The organism is Mucilaginibacter sp. PPCGB 2223 (assembly GCF_001705515.1).
GTDB lineage: Bacteria > Bacteroidota > Bacteroidia > Sphingobacteriales > Sphingobacteriaceae > Mucilaginibacter.
The window spans coordinates 1633100-1654065 of sequence record NZ_MDJS01000001.1 but is presented as its reverse complement, the minus strand read 5'-3'; the positions used below and the strand labels follow the sequence as shown (position 1 = coordinate 1654065).

The window sequence follows — 20966 nt, the reverse complement described above, 5'->3', positions numbered from 1 at the left end:
CGTACAAATTATGAAAAGCGAAGAGCTTAAGAGTTATTTGCAATCGCTTAACATTGTTGCTGAGGGGAATGAGAATGCCAGCAAGATAATAACGGGAAAGGAGTACTCGGGTTTTTTTCTGACATCGTCAGGGGTCGGGGCAAAAAATCTGTCACTCATCCGCGAACTGTTGTTTGGGAAATTTAATTTTTGGTTTTTCCGTATCTACCTTTTAAAATATTTTTTTTTTTCGCACAAGGAACGCCTAAAAAAAGATAAGTATCTGATTGTTCATAATTTTTGGTCGGGCGGCTATCATCATTGGTTAGCCGAAGCATTATTAAAATTGGCGGTATCTGAAATTAACTATGAAGACTACACCCTGCTTTTGCCAAAGGAGTATCCTGCATTTACGTCAGAGTCGCTCACAAAGTTTAAGTTTTCGGCAATTGTATATTTAAAACCCAAAAACCTGTATTATATCAATAATGCTGTTATATTGAGCAATCCTGTTTCGGGTTTTTTTTGTAACAGACATATTGAAAAATTGAGGGAAATGTATGTCGCAAAGAAATATTCAAAGCCATTTAGAAAAATCTACGTAAGCCGGATAAACGAACGCTCAAGAATGGTAACGAACGAAAAGGAAGTATACGGAGCTTTGCTTGATAATGGATATGAAATTGTTGAAACGCAAAAAATTAGTTTTAACGAGCAGGTTGCTATGTTTGCCGAAGCTTCGGAAGTGATATCGATACATGGTGCTGCACTTACCAATATGATTTTTATGCAACCAGGTACAAGGGTAGTTGAACTATATCGCGAATTAACATACGGTGATAAAATGAATCTGTGTTATTACCGTTTAGCCGACGCTGCGTCATTGGCGTACGAATGTCATTTTTTGAAAGTAGCTGCTGAACATCATGATATTGACCACTCCGATCTATCGATCGACGTATCCGATTTCATTTCTGTACTAACACCTAAACAAAGTAACTTGTAAGGAGCATAATTGGATTATTATTGATAATGACTAAGAAGATTCTTTTTATTGTTCCATACCCGTACAATGTAGCCCCCAGTCAGCGGTTAAAGTTTGAGCAATATTATGCCGAATTTGATAAGGCCGGTTACCATGTTACCTATAATTCATTTATCAGCTTAAGATTTTGGAATATTGTTTATAAAAATGGAAGATATCTTAGCAAAATTATCTATACCGTTATAAGCTATTTTAAACGATACTTCCTTTTAGGTACAGTAAATAAATACGATATCGTCTATATTCATTTATGGGGAACACCATTGGGTTTGCCAATTTTTGAATGGATGCTGTGCAGATTATCAAAAAGAATAATCTATGATATTGACGATCTTGTTTTTTTGAAGGATATAAAGCACGAAAACAAGATCCTGGCTTTCTTAAAGGGGAAAGGTAAGCCCATATACCTGATGCGGAACGCCGACCATGTCATAACCTGTACCCCATACCTTGATCAGATAGCTAAAAAGTACAATAAACATACTACCGATATTTCGTCGACGATCAATACCGATGCGTATATCCCCGTAAATTCCTACAATAATAATGACCGGTTGGTTATTGGCTGGAGTGGCAGTCACAGTACCTCGCAGTATTTATATTTGTTAAAGGATGTTTTGCTCGAGTTGCAAAAAACAATTCCATTTAAACTTTTAGTAATGGGCGATACCTCATTCTATATTCCGGGCCTTGATATGGAGGCTATAGCATGGACGGAAGAAGAGGAAATTAAAACCCTGCAAAAAATAGATATCGGTGTTTATCCGCTCCCGCAGAATGAAGAATGGGTATTGGGCAAAAGCGGTTTAAAAGCACTGCAGTATATGTCATTAGGTATACCAACAGTGGCAACTAATGTAGGATGCAACGATAGGGTGATTGAAAATGGGGTCGACGGCTATCTGGTTTTATCAGCGCAGGAATGGCTGGACAGATTGATGGCTTTATGCCGGGATCCCGCGTTGCGCCGGGCAATTGGTCAACGGGCTCGTTTAAAAGTTGAAAAGCAATTCTCGGTAAAAAATACCGCGCATGTTTACCTGGGTATATTCGATAATCTTTAAAGCTTTCAGTTATCAACCTTCCCGGCAGGTAAATTATCTGCCGATGTTGTACGGTCAAATATGATGATTATTAAGAAGAGGATATAAAACGGTGTACATGGTATTTTATACCTTGATAACGAACCGAAATTGTAACTCGAAACACCAACAAAAAAAGCAAAGACCAGTGTAAAAAATAAACACATGATCAAATTGGGGTCCTTATAAATCTTTTTAACTGTTTTTAAAATATTCCTTTTTATAATCATGTATAAGGTCAGCAATATTACCCCTGTAGATTCAAGCGCATTAAAAAGCTGGATAGCACTTTTTGATTCCCTGATATACGGCCTGAATAATGTAACATTAATGGCTGGTATTATCATTTTTGATATCCCGCGTATTGTTGGTTCAAAATCGCCAAGATCATATGCCGAACCTTCCGAATCGAGTGAAACCCGCAATAGATAATCCTTTTGTATTTTTACTTTTTCCAATACGTTTTCTGTACTAAAGTCCGACAGGTAATTTGCTGCTGCTTTTGCTGCTTTGTAACCTATAAAACAAATCCCAATAAGGGCAATGTAAAAAATCAGTTTTCTTTCAGGGTGCAGCGCCACTCTCTTTTTGTGAACCAATATGATTTTAAAAATTAAGATTGGAAACAGGGCTATCAATATATAGGCCTTAATTAACCATAATAATGTTATTGAGAATGCTGCCAGCAGAACCAATGATAATTTTAAGGTACCTTTTTCGAACAGGAGATACATACTGTAAATTAAAGCGCCTATTGCAAACATGCAGAAACTATCCTTAAAAAGGCCGGCTCCCCAAACAATAGGTCCCGGCATAAATAAAACAGCTATGGCTATATATTTGGTTATTGTTTTATATTGTTGTGCAAATGTTAAAAACATCAGCCACATCCCCACAAATGACAGTGAAGCTACAATGACATTAATTTCCAGATATTTTGTAAAGCAAAATATACCGATAACCGCACCCAAACACGAGGTAGAGTAGGCGGATACATCATCGTACCAAAACATGTCAGATAATGCCTGCGAATCGGCATAAATACTTTGATCGGCGGTATGGGTTATAAGCCTGAACCAGGTACCCGGTGATGAGATCAGTGTTGAGTTAATTATTTTAGCATGAAAAAAGAAATTAAAGGTATCACCACCCTGGTAATAGTAATTGTAGATCAACCCTATAAAAATAGCTCCTGCAATTTTTGCTGTTAAACCAGGTATAAAGTACGGTTTGAATGGATGGTGATCGGGATAAAACTTATCCCGGTAGTGATAAGCCAACTTATAAATAAGTACCAGGTAGAATGGCAGTAAAAGATAATCAATCGTAGTTATTTGCGCTATCACACCAGGATGTTTTTGGGGTTTACCAACAGATGTAAAATAACAAAATATATTTCACTATAATTATGCCATGTATAAAGTTAAAGTTATCAATAGGCATACCGGCGCCTTGCAGGCTGTTCAAATAATGTGTTATGCCTAAAATTTTACGGATACTTAATCGTTTAAACGTTGGCGGCCCAACCTACAATGTGGCATATTTATCAAAATATTTGAAACAGCCGTATCAAACAATGGTACTGGCAGGGCACAAGGAGCCGGATGAGGGGAGCTCGGAATATATATTGGATGATCTTGGAGTGCAGTACAGGTTCGTTCCTGATATGTACCGCAGCATACACCCCGTGAAAGACTTTAGGGCATATAAATTTATAAAGCAGTTTGTAAAAAAATATCAGCCCGATATTGTACACACCCACGCTGCAAAAGCCGGCGTATTGGGCAGGTTAGCTGCATATCACAGCCGTAACCGGCCTAAGGTTATCCTCCATACTTATCATGGGAATGTTTTCGACGGCTATTTTTCGCCGCTCAAGACGAAGATTTTTTTAGCCGTCGAACGTTATTTATGTGGTATCAGTACAGCAATAGTTGCTATCAGCGAAGCGCAAAAAAACGACCTGGTAAATAAATACCGCATAGTTGAAGCCGATAAAGTACACGTTATAAGGTTGGGGTTCGATTTAAGCAGGTTTACCGAAGATGATGCACAAAAGCGTAAAGTATTCCGCTCTTTTTATCAGCTTACCGACGATGAAGTTGTGATCAGTATTACCGGGAGGCTTGCGCCGATAAAGAATCATTCGCTATTGATAAAGGCGGTAAGCTTAATTAAGCAGGATAACCCCGGTTTAAAATTTAAGCTATTTATAGTTGGTGATGGAGAATTGATGGAGCCTATTATCGAAGAAATTAAACAAACCAACCTGAGTTTTTGCCGATTTGGTGAGCGAGATTACAGTGCTGATATCATCTTTACATCGTGGCGTAAGGATATTGATGTGATCAATGCCGGGTCGGATGTTATAGCGCTGACATCGCTAAATGAAGGTACCCCTGTAAGTATAATCGAAGGAATGGCGTCGCAAAAGGCTGTGATATGTACCGATGTGGGCGGGGTTAAAGATGTAGTTCAGAACAGGGAAAACGGTTTCCTGTGTAGCCTGGATGCGAAAGAATATGCTGAAAAGTTAAAGGAGTTAATTGTAAATAAAGACCTTAGGGTCGAAATGTCGAAAAACGGAAAAGATTTTGCCTTGAAAAATTATTCCTACGAACGCTTATTGTCAGAAACTCAAGATTTGTATAGGCATTTATTAGAATAATATTTAATTTCACCCTTGTTAATTACCCTTACATAATCTATTAAACTATATTTATGACGAAGATTTTAATTACGGGCGGCGCAGGAAACGTTGGTGGTGCACTTGCCTGTCACCTCGTGCAAAAAAAGGGATACCAGGTAGTAGTGGCCGATAATCTGATCACCGGCTCAGTAAAAAATCTTCCGCAGGGATACGATAACTTTACATTTATTAAGTGCGATATCAATAATTATAACGATGTGGCAGCTGTGATGCTGGCGTTCAAGTTTGATTATGTGTTTCATTATGCTGCTTTGGTTGGTGTAAAACGCACATTGAATAACCCTATATCGGTTTTGCAGGACATCGACGGGATTAAGAATATCCTGAATCTTTCAAAAAACACAGGTGTAAAGCGTATATTTTATTCGTCTTCATCCGAAGTTTACGGCGAGCCGGTCGAATTCCCGCAGAACGAGCACACCACCCCTCTTAACTCCAGGTTACCCTATGCTATTGTAAAGAATGTAGGCGAGGCTTTTTTCAGATCTTTCCATAAAGAATATGGTATCGATTTTACCATATTCAGATTTTTTAATACATATGGCCCTAAGCAAAGCACTGATTTTGTGGTATCAAAGTTTATTAATGCCGCGCTGAACAATCAGGATATTACCATTTATGGTAACGGTGCCCAAAGCCGGACGTTTTGCTATATTGATGATAATATTGAAGCCACCACCCGTATATTTGAAGACGGACTTTATTTGAATGATGTAATCAATATCGGTAACGCAAAAGAGATTAGTGTACTACAGCTTGCTCAAAAAGTAATTAGACTTACCGAGTCATCTTCGTCCATTGTGCATCTCGATCCATTATCAGAAGGTGATATGACCAGGCGACAACCCGACAATTCACGGATGCTGCAGGTTTTAAACCGCGATTTGTTAACCATTGATGAAGGCATCAACAAAATACTTGAGCTTAAATATAGCTTCTCTAAATAAATACAGTGAATGTCTTTTTTACTTAAAGCGGTACTGGCGGGTGTTGCTTCCTTAATTGCCAGTTTGGCTATAATGCCTTTAGTTATTAAGCTGGCAAGCCGCAAAGGGTGGGTTGTTTATCCGCGTAACGACAGGTGGCACACCCGTCCTACGGCTCTGATGGGAGGTATAGGTATATTTGCATCTTTTACAGTAGCAGTTTTCTGCTTTAATGCAATATCGGGCTTTGTTAACTGGACGATATATATAGCCGCCCTGGTGATGTTTGGCATAGGCCTCATAGATGATATTAAGGAGGTAAAACCAATTGTAAAACTTCTGGCACAAATAGCCTGTTCGTTTGTGCTTATTTATCATGGCTATACCTTTGGTGGCGGTTTATTGGGCTGGGCAGGCATACCCTTAACTTTTATCTGGGTAATAGGCATTACCAATGCTATTAACCTGCTCGATAATATGGATGGCCTTGCTGGTGGGATATCGGGTATTATAGCAATTATTTCGGGCGTCTTGGGGCTGTTAAATAACGAATTTACCCTTGCATTAATGGCTTTTGCCATAGCCGGTGCAACCACAGGTTTTTTGTTTTACAACTTTAAGCCCGCCCGCATTTTTATGGGCGATTCGGGTAGCTTGTTTTTGGGCTTTTCGCTCTCTTTTCTAAGTATAGCTGTACAGGGTAAACTGGGCTCTTCGTCGGCGGTATTAATGTTGTTAATACCTATCGGGCTGATGGCTTTGCCTATTATGGATACAACCCTGGTAACCATTAAGCGTATTGCGGCAGGCCGCAGGATAGACCAGGGCGGGCGCGACCATACCTCGCACAGGCTGGTTGCTTTGGGGCTGAGCGAAAAAAAAGCAGTGATCGTACTGTATGTGATCAGCGCTATCTGGGGTGTTTTGTGCCTGTTGATGTACAAGTTTCAGGTTAATAACCTGATTCTGTGCGTTATACTGCTTGCGGTTTTTTCGATCGCTTTCTCGGTACTGTTGTCTAAAGTAAAAGTGTATAACGAATCGGAAGAGAAACTGTCGTACCTGAAAATGCGTGGCCAGAAAACGGATGATAATAATTTCTCGCTGCGTTTTTTTATGATGCACAAGAAATTAATATTTGGTTTGTTTACCGATATATTAATCATCTATTGCTCCTTCCTGATCTCTACAAAAGCCATCCACATCAGCTTAGCTAATGATTATGTAGTGCTGGCAACTTTTATATGTGTTAAAATATCGTTGTTGTATATCAGCAATCTTTACTATCGCCTGTGGCGTTATATGGAAGTGTTGGAAGTGGCTGGTTATTTTATGTTTATCACCATCGCTACCCTTATTTTAGTGGGTATATTATTTATAAAGGGTAAGATGAATGTTTATACACCTTACTTTTTTATGTTCGATTACCTGCTTACGTTTACCGGTATTGTGTTTTCGAGGCTGTTTTACCGCTGGCTTGGTGAGGTGATTAACCGTAACCGCAACATCGAAAAAAAGGTGATGATCTACGGAGCCGGCGACAGCGGGTATTTGCTGATTAAAGAGATACTGCAAAACCATAAGCACGAGCTGCGGCCCGTGGGCTGGATTGACGATGATGAATCGAAGCATAACATGTATCTGTACGGTTATAAAATATATGGCGGTAAAGACCAGTTGCGGGATATATGCAGCAAAGTTAAGCCTGATATTGTCTTGATTTCGACTAACGCCATTGATGAGGATTACGAAATGATCATAAAGGATATCCTCGCCGAGCAGAATATCGGTACCGGGCGATTTAGCTTATCGATACGGTATAATTAAAAAAAGAAGCCCCTGTATTTTCAGGGGCTTCTTTTTTATTGACCAAATCCACGGGGTTTGATCTGATAGTCATAAGGCGGCTCGGCGCCAAGCAGGTTCTTCACAAAATAATCCCAGCGGCGGCGCATCATGTATGATGAGTATGAGCCGTAACCGTGAGCACTGTTCGGGAAAATAACGAGGTCGAAACTTTTGCCGGCTTTTTCTAAAGCTTCAACCACCAGTAAGGTATTTTGAGGAGGGACGTTATTGTCCATTAAACCGTGTGCAAGCATCAATTTGCCTTTGAGGTTTTTAGCCAGGTTCTCGTTGGCCTGGGCATCGTAATCCGAATTTGCCGTTAACCCATTATAACGCTCGCCCCAGTTATCTTCATAATTGCGGTTGTCGTGGTTGCCCGATTCCGAAATCCCAACCTTAAAAAAGTCCGGGTAACGGAACATTGCTCCGGCAGTGGCAAAACCACCGCCCGAATGCCCCCAGATACCAACCCGGTTGATATCGATATACGAATACCGCTCGGCCAGTTGTTTGATGCCGGTAACCTGGTCGGCTAGTGTATTATCGGCCATATTGCCATAGCTCATATCGTGGAAGCTTTTAGAGCGCAAGGGGTTGCTTGTGCCTTCGATGGCAACAACGATGAACCCTAATTCGGCCAGCGCCTGGTTATCGCCACGGGCAACAGAGAACGACCAGGCTGTGGAGCTGGAGCCTATACTACCGCCCTGCGGGCCGGGGTAGATGTAATCGATGATCGGGTATTTTTTTGACGGATCCAGTTTTGTAGGCGTCCACATCATGCCATAGATATCGGTCTTGCCATCGTGTGCTTTTACCGAGAATGGTGTAACAGGCTTCCAGCCAGTGGCCAGCAATTTCGAAATGTCAGTTTTATCCAGTTCCATTACCTGCTTACCCTGCAGGTTACGTAATACAGTTACCGCCGGGACATCGGGCTTTGAATAAGTATCGGTAATGTAATTACCGGCAGGCGATATGGTGGCGATATGGTTTCCGGCCCCCGGTGTTAATATCGTAAAACCTTTGCCATCAAAACCTATTTTGCAAAGCTGGCCAAAGTATGGGTTTTCGGGCTGCAGGCCGTCAACAGTAAAATAAATCACACGGTTCTTTTCGTCGATCTTTTCAACGCTCGTCACCACGTAATCTCCCTTGGTAACCTGGTTTTTTAGTTGCCCTGTTGCAGCATCATACAGATAAAGGTGCCCCCAGTTGTCGCGCTCCGAAAACCAGAGTATTTCGTTCGTTTTGCTTAGATAACGCCAGTTGATGCTTTCCCAACCCGATTCGAATTGTGTTTTAACCGTTTCTTCAAATATTTCACGAACGGCCCCGGTAGCTGCATCGGCCATGCGTACTTTTTCCTGTTTATGATCGCGATTGGTGGAAACAAAAACCAGTTTGCTGGCATCATCGCTCCAGTAAACATCTGCCCAGCCTGCTCCGCCCTTAATATCATCGCTTAAGGTCGACCGGTGGGGATCGGGTGCAACATTTAAACTGATCACCCTGGGATTATCGACATCAATAATCACCCGCCTTAACATAGCTACTTCCTTATCGCCAGGTAACGGATTTTTCCATTGGGTAAGCACCGGTGCACCTACTTTAGTGCTTACCAGGTACATATCACTACAGTTGCGTTCGTCCTGTTGAAAAGTGGCTATCTTTTTCGAATCGGGCGACCATATCAGGATGGGCCTGTCGCTCCCGGCCCACCCCGCGTTATCGGTAGCATAACCGTTGTATTTAACCCCATCGGTTGTTAGCTGGGTTTGTGTATTTGTTTTAACATCACGCACCCAAAGGTTGTAATCTTTGATAAATGCCGCTTTCGAGCCATCGGGGGATAAGATTTCGTTTCCACCACGGCCGCCTGCACGACGCCCCCTGAAACCTCCGCCATTTACCGGCGCCGTGATGGGCGAGTTATCCGGACTTACCTGGTTGGTTTTGATGTCGAACTTATATTGTTTACCCTCAACCAGGAAGATAACTCCTTTATAATCGGCCGAAAAACTAATGGTTTGAAAAGGCAGGTCGGTAGCCTGATAGGTTTTACCTGTAGCTGACGAAAGCGCCGCGGCGAGCTTTTGATGATCGAACGCCGAGGTAGAAGTGCCTTTTGCCGGGTTAAACAACATGAATTGTTTATCAGCTGTGCGATACCAAAAATGGTCATCTGGCAGCCAATTCGGAGCAATGCCATTGTGCTGGATCAGGGCCGGGTTACTGCCCAGAAAGCTTTCAGCATGTTCGTAATCTTTGGCGGTAACAACCACGCCTTGTTGTGCATACGTTGTAAGCGAGATGCCTAACGCAGTTAATGCGAGGAGAGATTTATTCATTTTGTGTGAATAAGTTGTTTATTGGTCAGTTAATTAAAAGCACCAATATAGAAAAAAATAGCATTACACTATCCTGCAGTTTGTGTAACGAATTAATGATAGTAGTGCCAAATGAACTGAAGGCAGAAGATAAGAAATAAAACCGACCCGTGCAGCGGGTTGCGGGTTTGCAGATTACTGATCGGACTGGTTGTCGTTTGTAAGTTCGAGAAGCCCCTTTTCGTTAACAATAACAATGTTTTTGCCGTTTACTTTGATCAATTCATCGGCGATGAGATCGTTCATCGTTCTGAAAACAGTTTCATAGGTGGCGCCGGCAAATGAGGAGAGATCTTGTCGCGTAAGTTCAATGTTAAGCCTGTTGTTGTCAGTTACGCCAAACTGATCTTTCAGGGTAAGTAACGATTGGGCCAGCCTGCCTTTAACCGGCATGTGGGCAAGGTTACGCATCCGTTTTTCAGATTCCTGCAGATCGCTGGCGAAAAACATGAGCAGGTTATAGGCAAAATCGTGATTTACCTTTAAGGTAGCATTGAAAAAATCAAGGTCGAAGAAGCAAATTTTGGTGGGTTCTAAAGCTGTTGCAGATATAGGGTATGTGTTTGTATTTAAACCTCTGTGGCCAAATATGGCACCGTTATTTGCAAACCGTACAATAAGCTCTTTATCATTGCCCCATTTTTTATGAACTTTAACATTTCCGGAATATACGAAGCAAACACCGGTTACCGGGTCGCCCTCCTTAAATATAACTTCGCCCTTTTTCACATCAAAGTTCTTTCGGTTGGCGCTGATAGCAGGCTGCCACTCTTTGACACATGACCGGCATAAAAAACAGCTCTGGAGATCGCAATCGTGTTTGCTTTTTTTCATATGTGGGCGATAGGATCAATAATTTTATAATTATTTCAATATAAATCAATAAAAACTCACAAAAATAATTCTTTTTTTTATGTTTTTTGCAAGATTGTGTAAATAATTGCGAATTATGTCTGATTTTTTACTTTGATATTTTAAATGTTCCATTTTTTTTTGATGGTTGCAGTAATTTTTAATCATTGTTTTTTATTATCAATAAAAAACAATGCATTTTATTTGATAAATTATAAAAGAATTACTGAATCTCATTTGGATATTCCGGTTGTCAGCTTTGTCTTGATCTGGCGTATTTAAAATCGTTGAATGTATATTTGCTTAATCTGTGCGGTGAAAGTAAACCTGCACCCGAAATGTGGATTAACTATAGGATGAAACAACTACGTGGTGTAATTATATGCGGCGGTGAAAGCCGGCGGATGGGAACCGATAAAGGGTTGATCCGTATTGGAGACAGTTGCTGGGCGGCATACATGGCAGATAAACTAAATGTATTTGGTTTACCTGTACTGGTTTCCATAAACAAGACACAGCAACTGACCTACCTTAATTTTTTTTCGGGAGATCAATTGATAGTCGATTCGATGGACATAGGCGGGCCTTTGAATGGTTTGTTGAGCGTCCATACATTGTATCCTGATGAAGATTTGTTATTGCTGGCCTGCGATATGATCAATATGCAGAAATCCACGATCGAACGTCTGATTAACACGTATAATGACGATGCGGGCCATGATTTTTATGCCTACCGGCAAGATGCTTTTGCAGAGCCGTTGTGTGCCATCTATACCGGCCGCGGGTTAAAAAAACTTATCCGCGAACAGGGTACCTTATCTCTTCAAAAATGGAGCTTGCAGAAAGTGCTGATGCCTGCTATAACCAAAAATCTCACTATTACTGAGCCCGGGAGTTTTGAAAATCATAATAACTTGTAATAAGTTTAGAGCAAGTGAGATGTTTTTGCTTTATAGCTTAGTATTGTACCTTATTTGAAACTTTGTTGATAAAATACGGTAAAAACACCTATTGCTATTTGATAAATATCTCCGCATCTTTATCATAAACCAAATCCCTTAGATCATGAATGTTTCAGCACTCGATGAAAGCGGCAAACCCGTTGACTGGTGGTTTATTTATAAAGTGCCACAGTTAAATGCAGGTGTAGGATGCGATGCCGCCACCGGCTACGAATATGTTTACTACGACTCGACTATCGACTCAAACGCCGATCCCCGGCAAAAGAATATCCTCAAATCGCCTTATACGCTTAACAGTGGTAAGGGCGCACTGAACCTTACGCTCGACTCTGTATTTGCCAACTTTAAGAACCCGGCAAAAACAACAGGCTGGATATTGTATAACGATGAGTTGCCTGCAACAGCTAACCGGCACGATGATGGCAGTAAGGGACATACCAAAGGCGTCTTAGCGTTCGATACACAGTCGGGAACTGCATTCTGGCTGCTGCATTCGTGGCCGAAATTTGCCGACCCCGACGCAACGACCGACCCTACACCAAAATACGGGCAAACCTATTTATGCATATCGCTCGATATCGCAACAGCGCGTCTGATTGCCGCGCAGATGTACGACCATCAGGAACCACAGGTGTATTTCCCAAACACGGCCGATTTGCCAAATACCGATGCGCTTTACAAGCTTGCTCAGGGTACTGCTACCAAACCGGCTCCCCTGGGCGATAGTATTGACCTGAAGTCGATCGGTGGGACGCCTTTCAAAGTGATTGCCAAGAACCGCGAGTGGAACAAAGACTTTTGGAACGATTTGGTTGGCCCGATATTGCAGGACGATATGGACGATGAAACATGGATCCGTGGGCCGATACCGCCGATCGCCGATTCGGACGGTATCCACAAAACATTCGATATCAAATATATCAATTTAGGCTATATGGGCGCTCATTGGGCCTGGCCCGAAACCAACGATCATGCCAAATGGGGGATAACGCTGCACCAGCCATGGGTTTGTATAGGCGACATCAACAGGATGATCTCGCAACGCAAACGTGGCGGCGGCACCATCGCTTTCCAAAACCAGACACTTTGGATAGGCTTATCAAAAGCCGGGCTGCTATTGGCGCCTCCGGGGCATACCCGCACCCAGGCTCACGAACTGATCGCAAGCACGCATCACCCTCACGCCGAAGCTCCGCCCAAGGCGCCAAAATCGTAAATTAATAAAACGCCGTTACTGTGAGGGTCGGCGTTTTTGTGGGGTTCTATTATTCCTGAGGCCCCATTCTGCCTGTTTTCACTTCTCCGTTACGCTTATAATTGGCCATAATAACACCGGTCGATGTAACATGGCTTTCTGCCAGCTCAAATGCCGCCGGCATTGCTTCGGCATCAAACAGCTTTTTCCCTTTGCCCAAGACAATGGGGTGGATGTTGAGCCAGAGTTCATCAACCAAATCGTATTTCAGCAATAGCTGAACAAGCCCACTGCTGCCCCAAACTTTAATGTCGCCGCCCTCCGAATTTTTGAGCTTTTTGATGTCATCTACATTGTTAAGAATCACCGAGTTTTTCCAATCCGACTTTTTCAACGTGTTAGATAAGCAGTATTTGGTGACATCCATAATGCCCGGCCAATATTCGGCATGCCGGGGCCAGTAAGCAGCAAATATGTCGAAGGTTTTTCTGCCCAGAAGAAGATCTGCAGGAGCCAGCAATTTTGGGAATACCCTACCTGCAACTTCGTCGTCGAAAGGTGCGCTCCAGCCGCCGTATTTAAAATCATCCGACGGGTCCTCCTCCGGGCCGCCCGGCGCCTGTATCACACCATCCAGCGTGATGAACTCCAAAACAATTATTTTTCTCATGTTATGTGCCTCCTGCAATTGGTTTTATTAAGACATACAAATCTCAGCAACAATTGATTGAAAATGGAGGGGTGTATACGGCAAATTAAAGGGCAAAATGCGACAAAAAAAATGCTGCCCATTAAGATGAACAGCATTTTACTATTGGCGGAGAGAGAGGGATTCAAACCCCCGGTACCTGTTACAGTACACCTGATTTCGAATCAGGCACATTCGATCACTCTGACATCTCTCCGTTTTTCCGGCCCATGAGCCGAAAGCGGGTGCAAATATAAAACTTTTGATCATATCAGTAAAAAAAACTTACATTGTGTAAGTGTGCGGTGTAATTTGCAATATTTGCTCAAGCCAATTCAATCATGACCAATAAAGTCCTTTCTGTAATCGCGTTATTTTTAAGTCTTGTTATAAGCGTTAGCGCACAAACGCCCGACCTTGACTTTCATTTGTATATCCTGATCGGACAATCGAATATGGCAGGCCGCGGGCCGATCACCGATGAGCTGAAAAATGAAAGTAACGATCGGGTTCTGATGCTGACCAAAGACCTGAAATGGGTTGAGGCCAAACACCCGCTTCATTTTGATAAGCCTAAAATTGCAGGAGTTGGCCCCGGGCTGGCGTTTGGCCTTCAAATGGCCAAGGTCTACCCTGAAGCCAAAATCGGACTAATACCCTGCGCCGTTGGCGGCACTCCTATTGAGCATTGGTTACCTGGCGCTTATGATAAAGCTACCGACACCCATCCCTGGGACGATGCCGTTGCTCGGATAACCGAGGCGATGAAATATGGTGTCATTAAAGGTGTGATATGGCACCAGGGCGAATCGGACAGCAGTCCAGAAAAGGCAAAACTTTACCTGGCCCGGTTGACCGAACTGATAGCGCGTGTACGCACTTTGGTTGGCAACCCCAGCCTGCCATTTATTGTTGGCGAACTTGGTCGTTACCGGCCGGTTTATGCCAACATCAATACCGAACTGGCTAAATTACCCGCCCAGGTACCTTTTACCGCGGTGGCCACATCCGAAGGCCTGGTGCATAAAGGTGATACCACGCATTTTGTCGGAACCTCGGCTGAGGAATTGGGTAAAAGGTTTGCGGCACAAATGCTTAAGATGCAAAAAACAAAGTAAAGCCATTGATGGTGATAGTGTTTATTTAACACTAAGTACTATATTTGGGAGCCAATTAACCAAACAAGTCATCATTATGCGGTCTGCCAAAGTCATTTGCCTCGTTACTTTTCTGTCACTATTTATCGTTAATCAAATTTTAGCCCAGGGGCGGATCAAACAATCCGTTAACACCGGCTGGCACTTTTATAGTGGGGATATCGCAGGATATCCCGAAAAGGAAAGCAATGTAAACTGGGAACCGGTTTCGATACCCCACACCTGGAACACTAAAGATGTAAACGATGACGAAAAAGGGTATTACCGAGGGATTGGATGGTATAAAAAAACAATCTATGTACCTGCATCATACAAAAACAAATCGGTATCGCTTTACTTTGAAGGCGCCGACCAGCAAACTTGGGTGTATGTGAACGGAAAACTGGCGGGCAGCCATACCGGCGGCTATACAGCGTTCAATATTCCTGTCGGCAACCTGCTTAAGTTTAACAGCGATGATAATACCCCTAACGAAATTGAGGTGAAGGTAACCAACGCGCACGATGCCAATATCCCGCCACTGAGCGCCGATTTTACCTTTTACGGCGGTATTTACCGCGATGTGTACCTGGTGGTCACTAATCCCATACATTTTGATACCGATAACAATGCCTCGAACGGTGTGTTCATTAGCACGCCATCGGTGTCGGCAGCATCAGCTTGGGTGAATGTAAAAGCGAGTGTCGATAATCAGTCTGCCGTAAAGCGCGATGTGAAAGTGCTTACGCAGATATTGGATCGTGACGGTAAACTGATCTCATCCGGCGAAAGCCGTAGCAATGCCCTTCCCGGGCAAAAGATAAGTTTCGTTCAAAACCTCAAAAACATCAGCAGGCCCAATCTATGGGCGCCCGATGAGCCATACCTGTACCGTGTGGTAACTACTTTAACCGATGCAAAAACCAAAGAAATATTGGATGAAGTAAGTAATCCGCTGGGTTTCCGCTGGTACCGGTTCGATGTCAATACCGGTTTTTATCTGAACGGCAAACCGCTGAAGCTGATCGGCGCCAGCCGCCACCAGGATTTTAAAGACCTGGGCAATGCACTGCCCGATGCCATCCATGTACACGATATGGAATTGCTGAAAGCGATGGGCGCTAACTTTGTGCGGATAGCACATTACCCCCAGGACCCGGCCATTGTTGAAGCCTGCGATCGCTTAGGTATCCTCGCTTCCGAAGAGATACCGATCGTAAACGAGATAACTGATAACGAAACGTTCGGCACTAATTGCAAAAATATGATGACGGAGATGATCCGCCAGAATTATAACCACCCGAGTATTATTGTATGGGCCTATATGAACGAGATTTTATTGCGGATGCCGTTCAAAGAAGCCGAAAGGCAGGCCACCTATATCAAAAACCTGGCGTTGCTGGCGCAAGGTATCGAAACCCTGACACGAAGCGAGGACTCGAGCCGGTACACCATGATACCTTGCCACGGCAGCTATAACGCTTATGCGAAGGCCGGTTTGTTAACCATACCTAAAATTGTGGGTTGGAACTTATACAACGGATGGTACTCGGGCAATTTCGGCGGCTTTGCCGATTTTATGGATAAGTTTCACAAGGACATGCCCAATACACCTTTCATCATATCAGAGTATGGCGCAGATGCCGATCCGCGCATTCACAGTAACAATCCCGAAAGGTTTGATAAATCGATGGAGTATGTGAATACTTACCACGAAGTGTATATGAAAGCCATTATGGCCCGCTCGTTTTTAGCCGGAGCTGCGATATGGAACCTGGCAGATTTTAACTCTGAACAACGCGAGGACGCCATGCCGCACATCAATAGTAAAGGCATCATGACGGTAGACCGGCAGCCGAAGGACAGTTACCTGTTTTACCAGGCTAACTTGCTGAAAAAGCCTTTTGTTAGGATAGGCTCGCGCAGCTGGACTTTAAGGAGCGGCATCGCTAACGATAAATTGCAATGCATACAATCGGTGGAGGTATACACCAATCAACCCGAAATTAAGTTGGTGCTTAACGGAGAGAACATCGCAACCAAAAAGGCCGAAGACCATGTTTGCCGCTTTGATGTGCCATTCGTAAACGGAATAAATAAACTGGAAGCGATCGCGACAAGCAACAGTCAGAGCGATGAAGCGGAGATCAATTTTGTGATGGTCGATAACAACTTAAAAGGCACCGTGTTGCCGTTCAGTGAGTTAAACGTGAGCGTAGGCGACAGGCGCATGTATGTTGATGAGCGTGATCATGAAGTTTGGCTGCCCGAACAGGAATATAAACCCGGTAGCTGGGGCTATGTAGGTGGACGTGTTTATGCGCTAAAAGGCGGCGGCCGGCAGTCGTTTGGCACGGATAAAAACATAACCGGAACCGATGACGACCCTATCTATCAAACCCAGCGGGTTGGCCTTGAAGGTTTTAATTTTGATATAGCCGATGGCGATTATGAGCTGACCTTACATTTTGCCGAACTCGAAACCCCGGCTAAACAGGAGGGGCTGGCCTATAACCTTGGCGCCAATGCCGAGGGTGCTGCCTTTACCGTTCGTAGTTTTAGCGTATCCGTTAACGGCAATGAAGTTTTACACGATCTGAATAACGCGGCCGATTTGAAGCCCTTAGCAGCCTATGCTACCAAAGTGCGGGTAACTGTAAGAAACGGACAGGGGATACGCATCGGCTTTAAAGCCAACAAAGGCGAGGCTATTCTAAACGGTATACAATTGAGGCGCATATTTTAAGCCACTGTTTTTGTTACCAAAATTTTTGGATAAATGTGACGGATACAGTTAATTTTACCACTGTTGTATCGGCCCATCTTCATGAACAAACACAAATCTAGGAAACAATTGCGTGCCGATCAAATTGTAAAGGGCGCCAATAAATCCGATGTTAACCCACAGGTAAAATGCAAAAAATCTTATTTACGCTGATATTTTCTGTTGTTATTGCACACGCTTTTGCCAAACGCATCACTGTAGCCCAGGATGGCAGCGGCGATTTTAAAACCGTACAGGAAGCTGTTAATGCCGTGCCCGATCAAAGCAAAAGCATTACCGAGATATTTGTAAAGAAAGGCACCTATAAGGAACGCATTGTAGTACCTTTAAATAAACCCAATATTACGCTGATTGGCGAAGATGCCAAAGGTGCGGTACTTACTTTTGATAATTACGCAGGCAGATTAGATACCGCAGGCAAGCCATTGGGTACTTCGCGCTCGGCAAGTTTTTATGTTTATGCTAACGGGTTTACAGCGAAGAACATCACCTTCGAAAACTCTGCCGGGCCGGTAGGCCAGGCTTTGGCTATCTATGTAGCCGGCGATAAGGCAGCGTTCTTCGACTGCCGCTTCTTAGGTTTTCAGGATACAATCTATACCAACGGTCGTGGTACCCGCGAGTATTACCAAAACTGCTATATCGAAGGTACCACCGATTTTATCTTTGGTGCGGCAACTGCGCTGTTCGTCAACTGCGATATCTTTTGTAAAAAAGGTGGCATGTTTCTTTCGGCAGCATCAACTTTAGATACTACCAAATATGGCTATGTTTTTCTGCACTGCCATATTACCGGCGATGCACCCGACCACAGCTTTTCGTTAGGCCGCCCATGGCGCCCCTATGCCAAAGTGGTTTACCTATATTGCGATCTGGGTAAAGTGGTAAGCTATGAAGGCTGGAGTAACTGGCATGGTACCGAAAGTGACAAAACCGCTTATTATGCCGAATATAAAAACAAAGGCGATGGTTATACACCGGATAAACGCGTCGCCTGGTCGCATCAGCTTACCGACGAACAAGCCAAAATATATACACCCGGCCAGATACTGAACGGCTGGGAACCTAAGCCATAAAGAGATGAAGAAATTACTCGCCTTTTGCCTTATCGCGCTAAACGGATATGTAAACGCTCAAACCAAAACAATTACCGTAGCGCAGGATGGCAGCGGTAGTTATAAAACCGTACAGGCGGCTTTGGACGCCATACCGAACAGCAATACCAAACCTTTGGTTATTTATGTGAAAAACGGGTTGTATCGCGAAAAGCTGCACCTGGATGCCGGCAAGCAGTTTGTTGAACTGGTGGGTGAGTCGAGGTTTGGCACGATCTTAACGTATGACGATCATCCCGGCATGGTATCGCCAAAAGGAGATAGCATCAATACCCGCAGCTCCTACAGCTTTTTAATTGCCGCAGATAATTTTAGGGCTCGTAACATAACTTTCCGTAATGATGCTGGTTTTACTGCCGGGCAGGCAGTAGCAGTCGAGTGCCGTGGCGATAAAGCCATATTTACCGATTGCCGTTTTATCGGCAACCAGGATATTCTTTTTCTTAACAGCGAAACCAGCCGGCAGTATTATAAAGATTGTTACATTGAAGGTACCACCGATTTTATCTTCGGTGCTGCGACGGCCTGGTTTGAAAGTTGCCATATCCACAGCAAAAAGAACTCGCATATTACCGCAGCATCTACTCCGCAGGATCATCCGTACGGTTTTGTGTTTTACGATTGCAGCCTTACCGGCGATAGTACCCTGCATATGGTTTCGCTGGGCAGGCCATGGCGCCCGTATAGCTGGGTGACCTATATTCACTGTTATATGGGCCAGCAGATCAAAGCCGAAGGTTTCTCCAACTGGAACAAAACCGAAAGTTATAAAACCGCACGTTATTCGGAGTATCAGAGCTATGGCCCGGGCTCATCAAGTGCAGGCCGTGTAAGCTGGGAAAAACAACTCACCGCTACCGAAGCCGAGAAGATCACTGTGAAAAACGTGTTGGGTGGATGGGAGCCTTGAGAAAATAATATAAGTAAGGATTTATCGATTATTTTGATTGTAAGCTGTCGATTAGTGCCTTCATTTCGCTGATCTCTTTCTGCTGTGTTTTAATAATTCCATCAGCCAATTTTCTTACGCGCGCATCTTTGATATGTGCATTTTGGCTAGTCATAATGGCTATAGAATGATGTGGGATCATTCCTTTCATATATTGGATATCGCCGATACCTACCTGTTTGTGAACACAGACAAAGGCCAATACCGCTACAAGAGTACTACATGTGATAATACCTGTATTCACTTTTTTATTCTGATACATCATCGGCATCATCACAACCATTAGAATAGCCATTGCAGATATCATGATGAGGGTCATATATAATCGTGTCATATTAATATAAATGTGGTCTGCCTGATCTACGTTCAGAAACATGATCAGGTACATTAGCAGGAAAGATATACCCAGAATAAATATGAGCCTGATGTAGTTCCCATTTTTCATAATGTCCTTTTAAGAGTAATACAACGATAATCAGAATTTGTTGGCTGATATATTCATCCGGGGAAGCTTTTAAATCCTGGTGATAATGAATGGAGGTATACTTTCTGCTGTGTTTATCAACTCATAGTAGCCATTAAGTGCAAACATATTCAGAACAATACCACGGGCAGTTGGTTAATTTAAAAGCACTCTGTTTAAACAAGATGGATAACTAACACCGATATTATGATTAGGAAATTAAAATCAGGCCAGTACCGTATTTACTCCAGGAAGGTTGACCCTGAAACTCATAAACGGAAAAACCTCGGGACATTTGATTCTCTCGATGCGGCAAAGAAACATGAAAGGGAGATACAGTATTTTAAGCATCATTAGTTATAAAAATGTTAAATATGAAAGGATAGGCATCATGATACAAGCGTTTACAAGGTTACCAAGTATTGTAGCGCAGGTGGTTTCTATGAAGCAGCAGCCGGGGTGGAAGTTGCCGGCTAAAAAACCTGGTTTTTGAAAATTAAATGGAACACGATAAAAATAATGAGCAGGATCAGTACAGCCAGGATCAGGAACGGATAGGGATTTATTTTCTCATTCGTTTTTCTTGTTTTTAATACGTGTTTCATGGTTTTTCGGCTTATCCGTCTTTCAGTATTTTTTTCTTCTCGCGATAATCCTCTTTTGTTATCTCACCCGAGGCAAAGCGCCTTTTCAAAATGTCCATGGGCGAGTCTTTTCTTTTGCGTTGGCCAGGAAGATCGTAAGGAATTGCAAATATCCAGATCAACACGATGCACCAGAGGAACCACCAGATCAGGTGCATTCCCCAAAAATGATAACCTTGATAAAAATGTAACATGAT

18 protein-coding genes and 1 tRNA gene are annotated in these 20966 nt (G+C 43.1%); 11 read left to right on the top strand and 8 right to left on the bottom strand.

Annotated features, from left to right (window positions below; all coding sequences use genetic code 11):
* The first annotated feature begins 10 nt into the window (after positions 1-10).
* Positions 11-985: a DUF563 domain-containing protein gene (locus tag BEL04_RS07100; protein ID WP_066001722.1), complete on the top strand. Its 975-nt coding sequence runs from the start codon at positions 11-13 to the stop codon at positions 983-985.
* A gap of 26 nt (positions 986-1011) precedes the next feature.
* Positions 1012-2088 carry a glycosyltransferase family 4 protein gene (locus BEL04_RS07095; protein WP_066001720.1) on the top strand — a complete coding sequence of 359 codons (1077 nt, stop codon included), beginning with the start codon at positions 1012-1014 and terminating at the stop codon, positions 2086-2088.
* A 5-nt stretch (positions 2089-2093) separates the two neighbouring features.
* On the opposite strand, the gene BEL04_RS07090 is transcribed toward BEL04_RS07095, so the two are convergent.
* The gene (locus tag BEL04_RS07090) at positions 2094-3452 is read right to left on the bottom strand and encodes a hypothetical protein (RefSeq protein WP_066001717.1); all 1359 of its coding nucleotides are present in this window, start codon (positions 3450-3452) and stop codon (positions 2094-2096) included.
* Positions 3453-3583: 131 nt separating this feature from the next.
* Between BEL04_RS07090 and BEL04_RS07085 the strand changes: the two genes are divergently transcribed.
* Genes BEL04_RS07085 through BEL04_RS07075 form a run of 3 tightly spaced genes read left to right on the top strand, consistent with a single transcriptional unit; the run spans position 3584 to position 7569 of the window.
* Entirely contained in the window at positions 3584-4774 is a 1191-nt protein-coding gene (locus BEL04_RS07085; RefSeq protein WP_066001716.1) for a glycosyltransferase, read from the top strand.
* Positions 4775-4827: 53 nt separating this feature from the next.
* Positions 4828-5763, top strand: a complete 936-nt coding sequence (locus tag BEL04_RS07080; protein ID WP_066001714.1) for an NAD-dependent epimerase/dehydratase family protein — start codon at positions 4828-4830, stop codon at positions 5761-5763.
* Between the two features lie 9 nt (positions 5764-5772).
* Complete coding sequence (locus BEL04_RS07075) at positions 5773-7569, top strand: hypothetical protein (protein ID WP_066001712.1); 1797 nt, start codon at positions 5773-5775, stop codon at positions 7567-7569.
* Positions 7570-7604: 35 nt separating this feature from the next.
* Here BEL04_RS07075 and BEL04_RS07070 read toward each other — a convergent pair whose 3' ends face one another.
* Both BEL04_RS07070 and BEL04_RS07065 read right to left on the bottom strand, forming a co-directional pair.
* A complete protein-coding gene (locus tag BEL04_RS07070) occupies positions 7605-9941 on the bottom strand; it encodes a S9 family peptidase (protein ID WP_066001711.1) in 2337 nt (778 codons plus the stop codon).
* Between the two features lie 174 nt (positions 9942-10115).
* Entirely contained in the window at positions 10116-10814 is a 699-nt protein-coding gene (locus BEL04_RS07065) for a Crp/Fnr family transcriptional regulator (RefSeq protein WP_066001710.1), read from the bottom strand.
* Between the two features lie 374 nt (positions 10815-11188).
* Between BEL04_RS07065 and BEL04_RS07060 the strand changes: the two genes are divergently transcribed.
* Together BEL04_RS07060 and BEL04_RS07055 are read left to right on the top strand one after the other, a co-directional pair.
* Positions 11189-11752 (top strand): molybdenum cofactor guanylyltransferase, encoded by a 564-nt coding sequence (locus BEL04_RS07060; protein WP_175404010.1) that lies wholly within the window; start codon positions 11189-11191, stop codon positions 11750-11752.
* A gap of 145 nt (positions 11753-11897) precedes the next feature.
* On the top strand, positions 11898-13010 hold the full coding sequence (locus BEL04_RS07055; RefSeq protein ID WP_066001706.1) for a deoxyribonuclease II family protein: 1113 nt from the start codon (positions 11898-11900) through the stop codon (positions 13008-13010).
* A 49-nt stretch (positions 13011-13059) separates the two neighbouring features.
* Here the strand turns inward: BEL04_RS07055 and BEL04_RS07050 are convergent, their stop codons facing one another.
* Positions 13060-13659, bottom strand: coding sequence for a dihydrofolate reductase family protein (locus tag BEL04_RS07050; RefSeq protein WP_066001704.1), 600 nt, complete (start codon positions 13657-13659; stop codon positions 13060-13062).
* Positions 13660-13804: 145 nt separating this feature from the next.
* Positions 13805-13894 (bottom strand) — tRNA-Ser (locus tag BEL04_RS07045).
* A 124-nt stretch (positions 13895-14018) separates the two neighbouring features.
* On the opposite strand from BEL04_RS07045, the gene BEL04_RS07040 reads away from it, so the two are divergent.
* The 4 genes from BEL04_RS07040 (at position 14019) to BEL04_RS07025 (ending at position 19623) form a co-directional block, all read left to right on the top strand.
* Positions 14019-14795: a sialate O-acetylesterase gene (locus BEL04_RS07040; RefSeq protein WP_066001701.1), complete on the top strand. Its 777-nt coding sequence runs from the start codon at positions 14019-14021 to the stop codon at positions 14793-14795.
* Between the two features lie 76 nt (positions 14796-14871).
* Positions 14872-17559: a glycoside hydrolase family 2 TIM barrel-domain containing protein gene (locus tag BEL04_RS07035; RefSeq protein WP_066001698.1), complete on the top strand. Its 2688-nt coding sequence runs from the start codon at positions 14872-14874 to the stop codon at positions 17557-17559.
* 167 nt (positions 17560-17726) lie between these two features.
* On the top strand, positions 17727-18674 hold the full coding sequence (locus BEL04_RS07030; protein WP_066001697.1) for a pectinesterase family protein: 948 nt from the start codon (positions 17727-17729) through the stop codon (positions 18672-18674).
* Between the two features lie 4 nt (positions 18675-18678).
* Complete coding sequence (locus BEL04_RS07025; protein WP_066001696.1) at positions 18679-19623, top strand: pectinesterase family protein; 945 nt, start codon at positions 18679-18681, stop codon at positions 19621-19623.
* A gap of 28 nt (positions 19624-19651) precedes the next feature.
* Here BEL04_RS07025 and BEL04_RS07020 read toward each other — a convergent pair whose 3' ends face one another.
* The 3 genes from BEL04_RS07020 to BEL04_RS07015 all read right to left on the bottom strand — a co-directional run bounded on the left by BEL04_RS07020 (position 19652) and on the right by BEL04_RS07015 (position 20963).
* Positions 19652-19996, bottom strand: a complete 345-nt coding sequence (locus tag BEL04_RS07020; RefSeq protein WP_254659535.1) for a DUF305 domain-containing protein — start codon at positions 19994-19996, stop codon at positions 19652-19654.
* A gap of 602 nt (positions 19997-20598) precedes the next feature.
* Positions 20599-20730, bottom strand: coding sequence for a hypothetical protein (locus BEL04_RS24680; RefSeq protein WP_256389310.1), 132 nt, complete (start codon positions 20728-20730; stop codon positions 20599-20601).
* An 11-nt stretch (positions 20731-20741) separates the two neighbouring features.
* Positions 20742-20963, bottom strand: coding sequence for an SHOCT domain-containing protein (locus tag BEL04_RS07015; RefSeq protein WP_066001693.1), 222 nt, complete (start codon positions 20961-20963; stop codon positions 20742-20744).
* Positions 20964-20966 lie beyond the last annotated feature (3 nt).

What these genes read in the sequence shown, in the direction of transcription:
- BEL04_RS07085 (WP_066001716.1), top strand. Translation starts at nt 3,584, where the DNA reads ATGCCTAAAATTTTACGGATACTTAATCGTTTAAACGTTGGCGGCCCA.
- BEL04_RS07080 (WP_066001714.1), top strand. Translation starts at nt 4,828, where the DNA reads ATGACGAAGATTTTAATTACGGGCGGCGCAGGAAACGTTGGTGGTGCA.
- BEL04_RS07060 (WP_175404010.1), top strand. Translation starts at nt 11,189, where the DNA reads ATGAAACAACTACGTGGTGTAATTATATGCGGCGGTGAAAGCCGGCGG.
- BEL04_RS07055 (WP_066001706.1), top strand. Translation starts at nt 11,898, where the DNA reads ATGAATGTTTCAGCACTCGATGAAAGCGGCAAACCCGTTGACTGGTGG.
- BEL04_RS07030 (WP_066001697.1), top strand. Translation starts at nt 17,727, where the DNA reads ATGCAAAAAATCTTATTTACGCTGATATTTTCTGTTGTTATTGCACAC.
- BEL04_RS07100 (WP_066001722.1), top strand. Translation starts at nt 11, where the DNA reads ATGAAAAGCGAAGAGCTTAAGAGTTATTTGCAATCGCTTAACATTGTT.
- BEL04_RS07070 (WP_066001711.1), bottom strand. Translation starts at nt 9,941, where the DNA reads ATGAATAAATCTCTCCTCGCATTAACTGCGTTAGGCATCTCGCTTACA.
- BEL04_RS07050 (WP_066001704.1), bottom strand. Translation starts at nt 13,659, where the DNA reads ATGAGAAAAATAATTGTTTTGGAGTTCATCACGCTGGATGGTGTGATA.
- BEL04_RS07035 (WP_066001698.1), top strand. Translation starts at nt 14,872, where the DNA reads ATGCGGTCTGCCAAAGTCATTTGCCTCGTTACTTTTCTGTCACTATTT.
- BEL04_RS07095 (WP_066001720.1), top strand. Translation starts at nt 1,012, where the DNA reads ATGACTAAGAAGATTCTTTTTATTGTTCCATACCCGTACAATGTAGCC.
- BEL04_RS24680 (WP_256389310.1), bottom strand. Translation starts at nt 20,730, where the DNA reads ATGAAACACGTATTAAAAACAAGAAAAACGAATGAGAAAATAAATCCC.
- BEL04_RS07025 (WP_066001696.1), top strand. Translation starts at nt 18,679, where the DNA reads ATGAAGAAATTACTCGCCTTTTGCCTTATCGCGCTAAACGGATATGTA.
- BEL04_RS07015 (WP_066001693.1), bottom strand. Translation starts at nt 20,963, where the DNA reads ATGTTACATTTTTATCAAGGTTATCATTTTTGGGGAATGCACCTGATC.
- BEL04_RS07020 (WP_254659535.1), bottom strand. Translation starts at nt 19,996, where the DNA reads ATGACACGATTATATATGACCCTCATCATGATATCTGCAATGGCTATT.
- BEL04_RS07040 (WP_066001701.1), top strand. Translation starts at nt 14,019, where the DNA reads ATGACCAATAAAGTCCTTTCTGTAATCGCGTTATTTTTAAGTCTTGTT.
- BEL04_RS07075 (WP_066001712.1), top strand. Translation starts at nt 5,773, where the DNA reads ATGTCTTTTTTACTTAAAGCGGTACTGGCGGGTGTTGCTTCCTTAATT.
- BEL04_RS07065 (WP_066001710.1), bottom strand. Translation starts at nt 10,814, where the DNA reads ATGAAAAAAAGCAAACACGATTGCGATCTCCAGAGCTGTTTTTTATGC.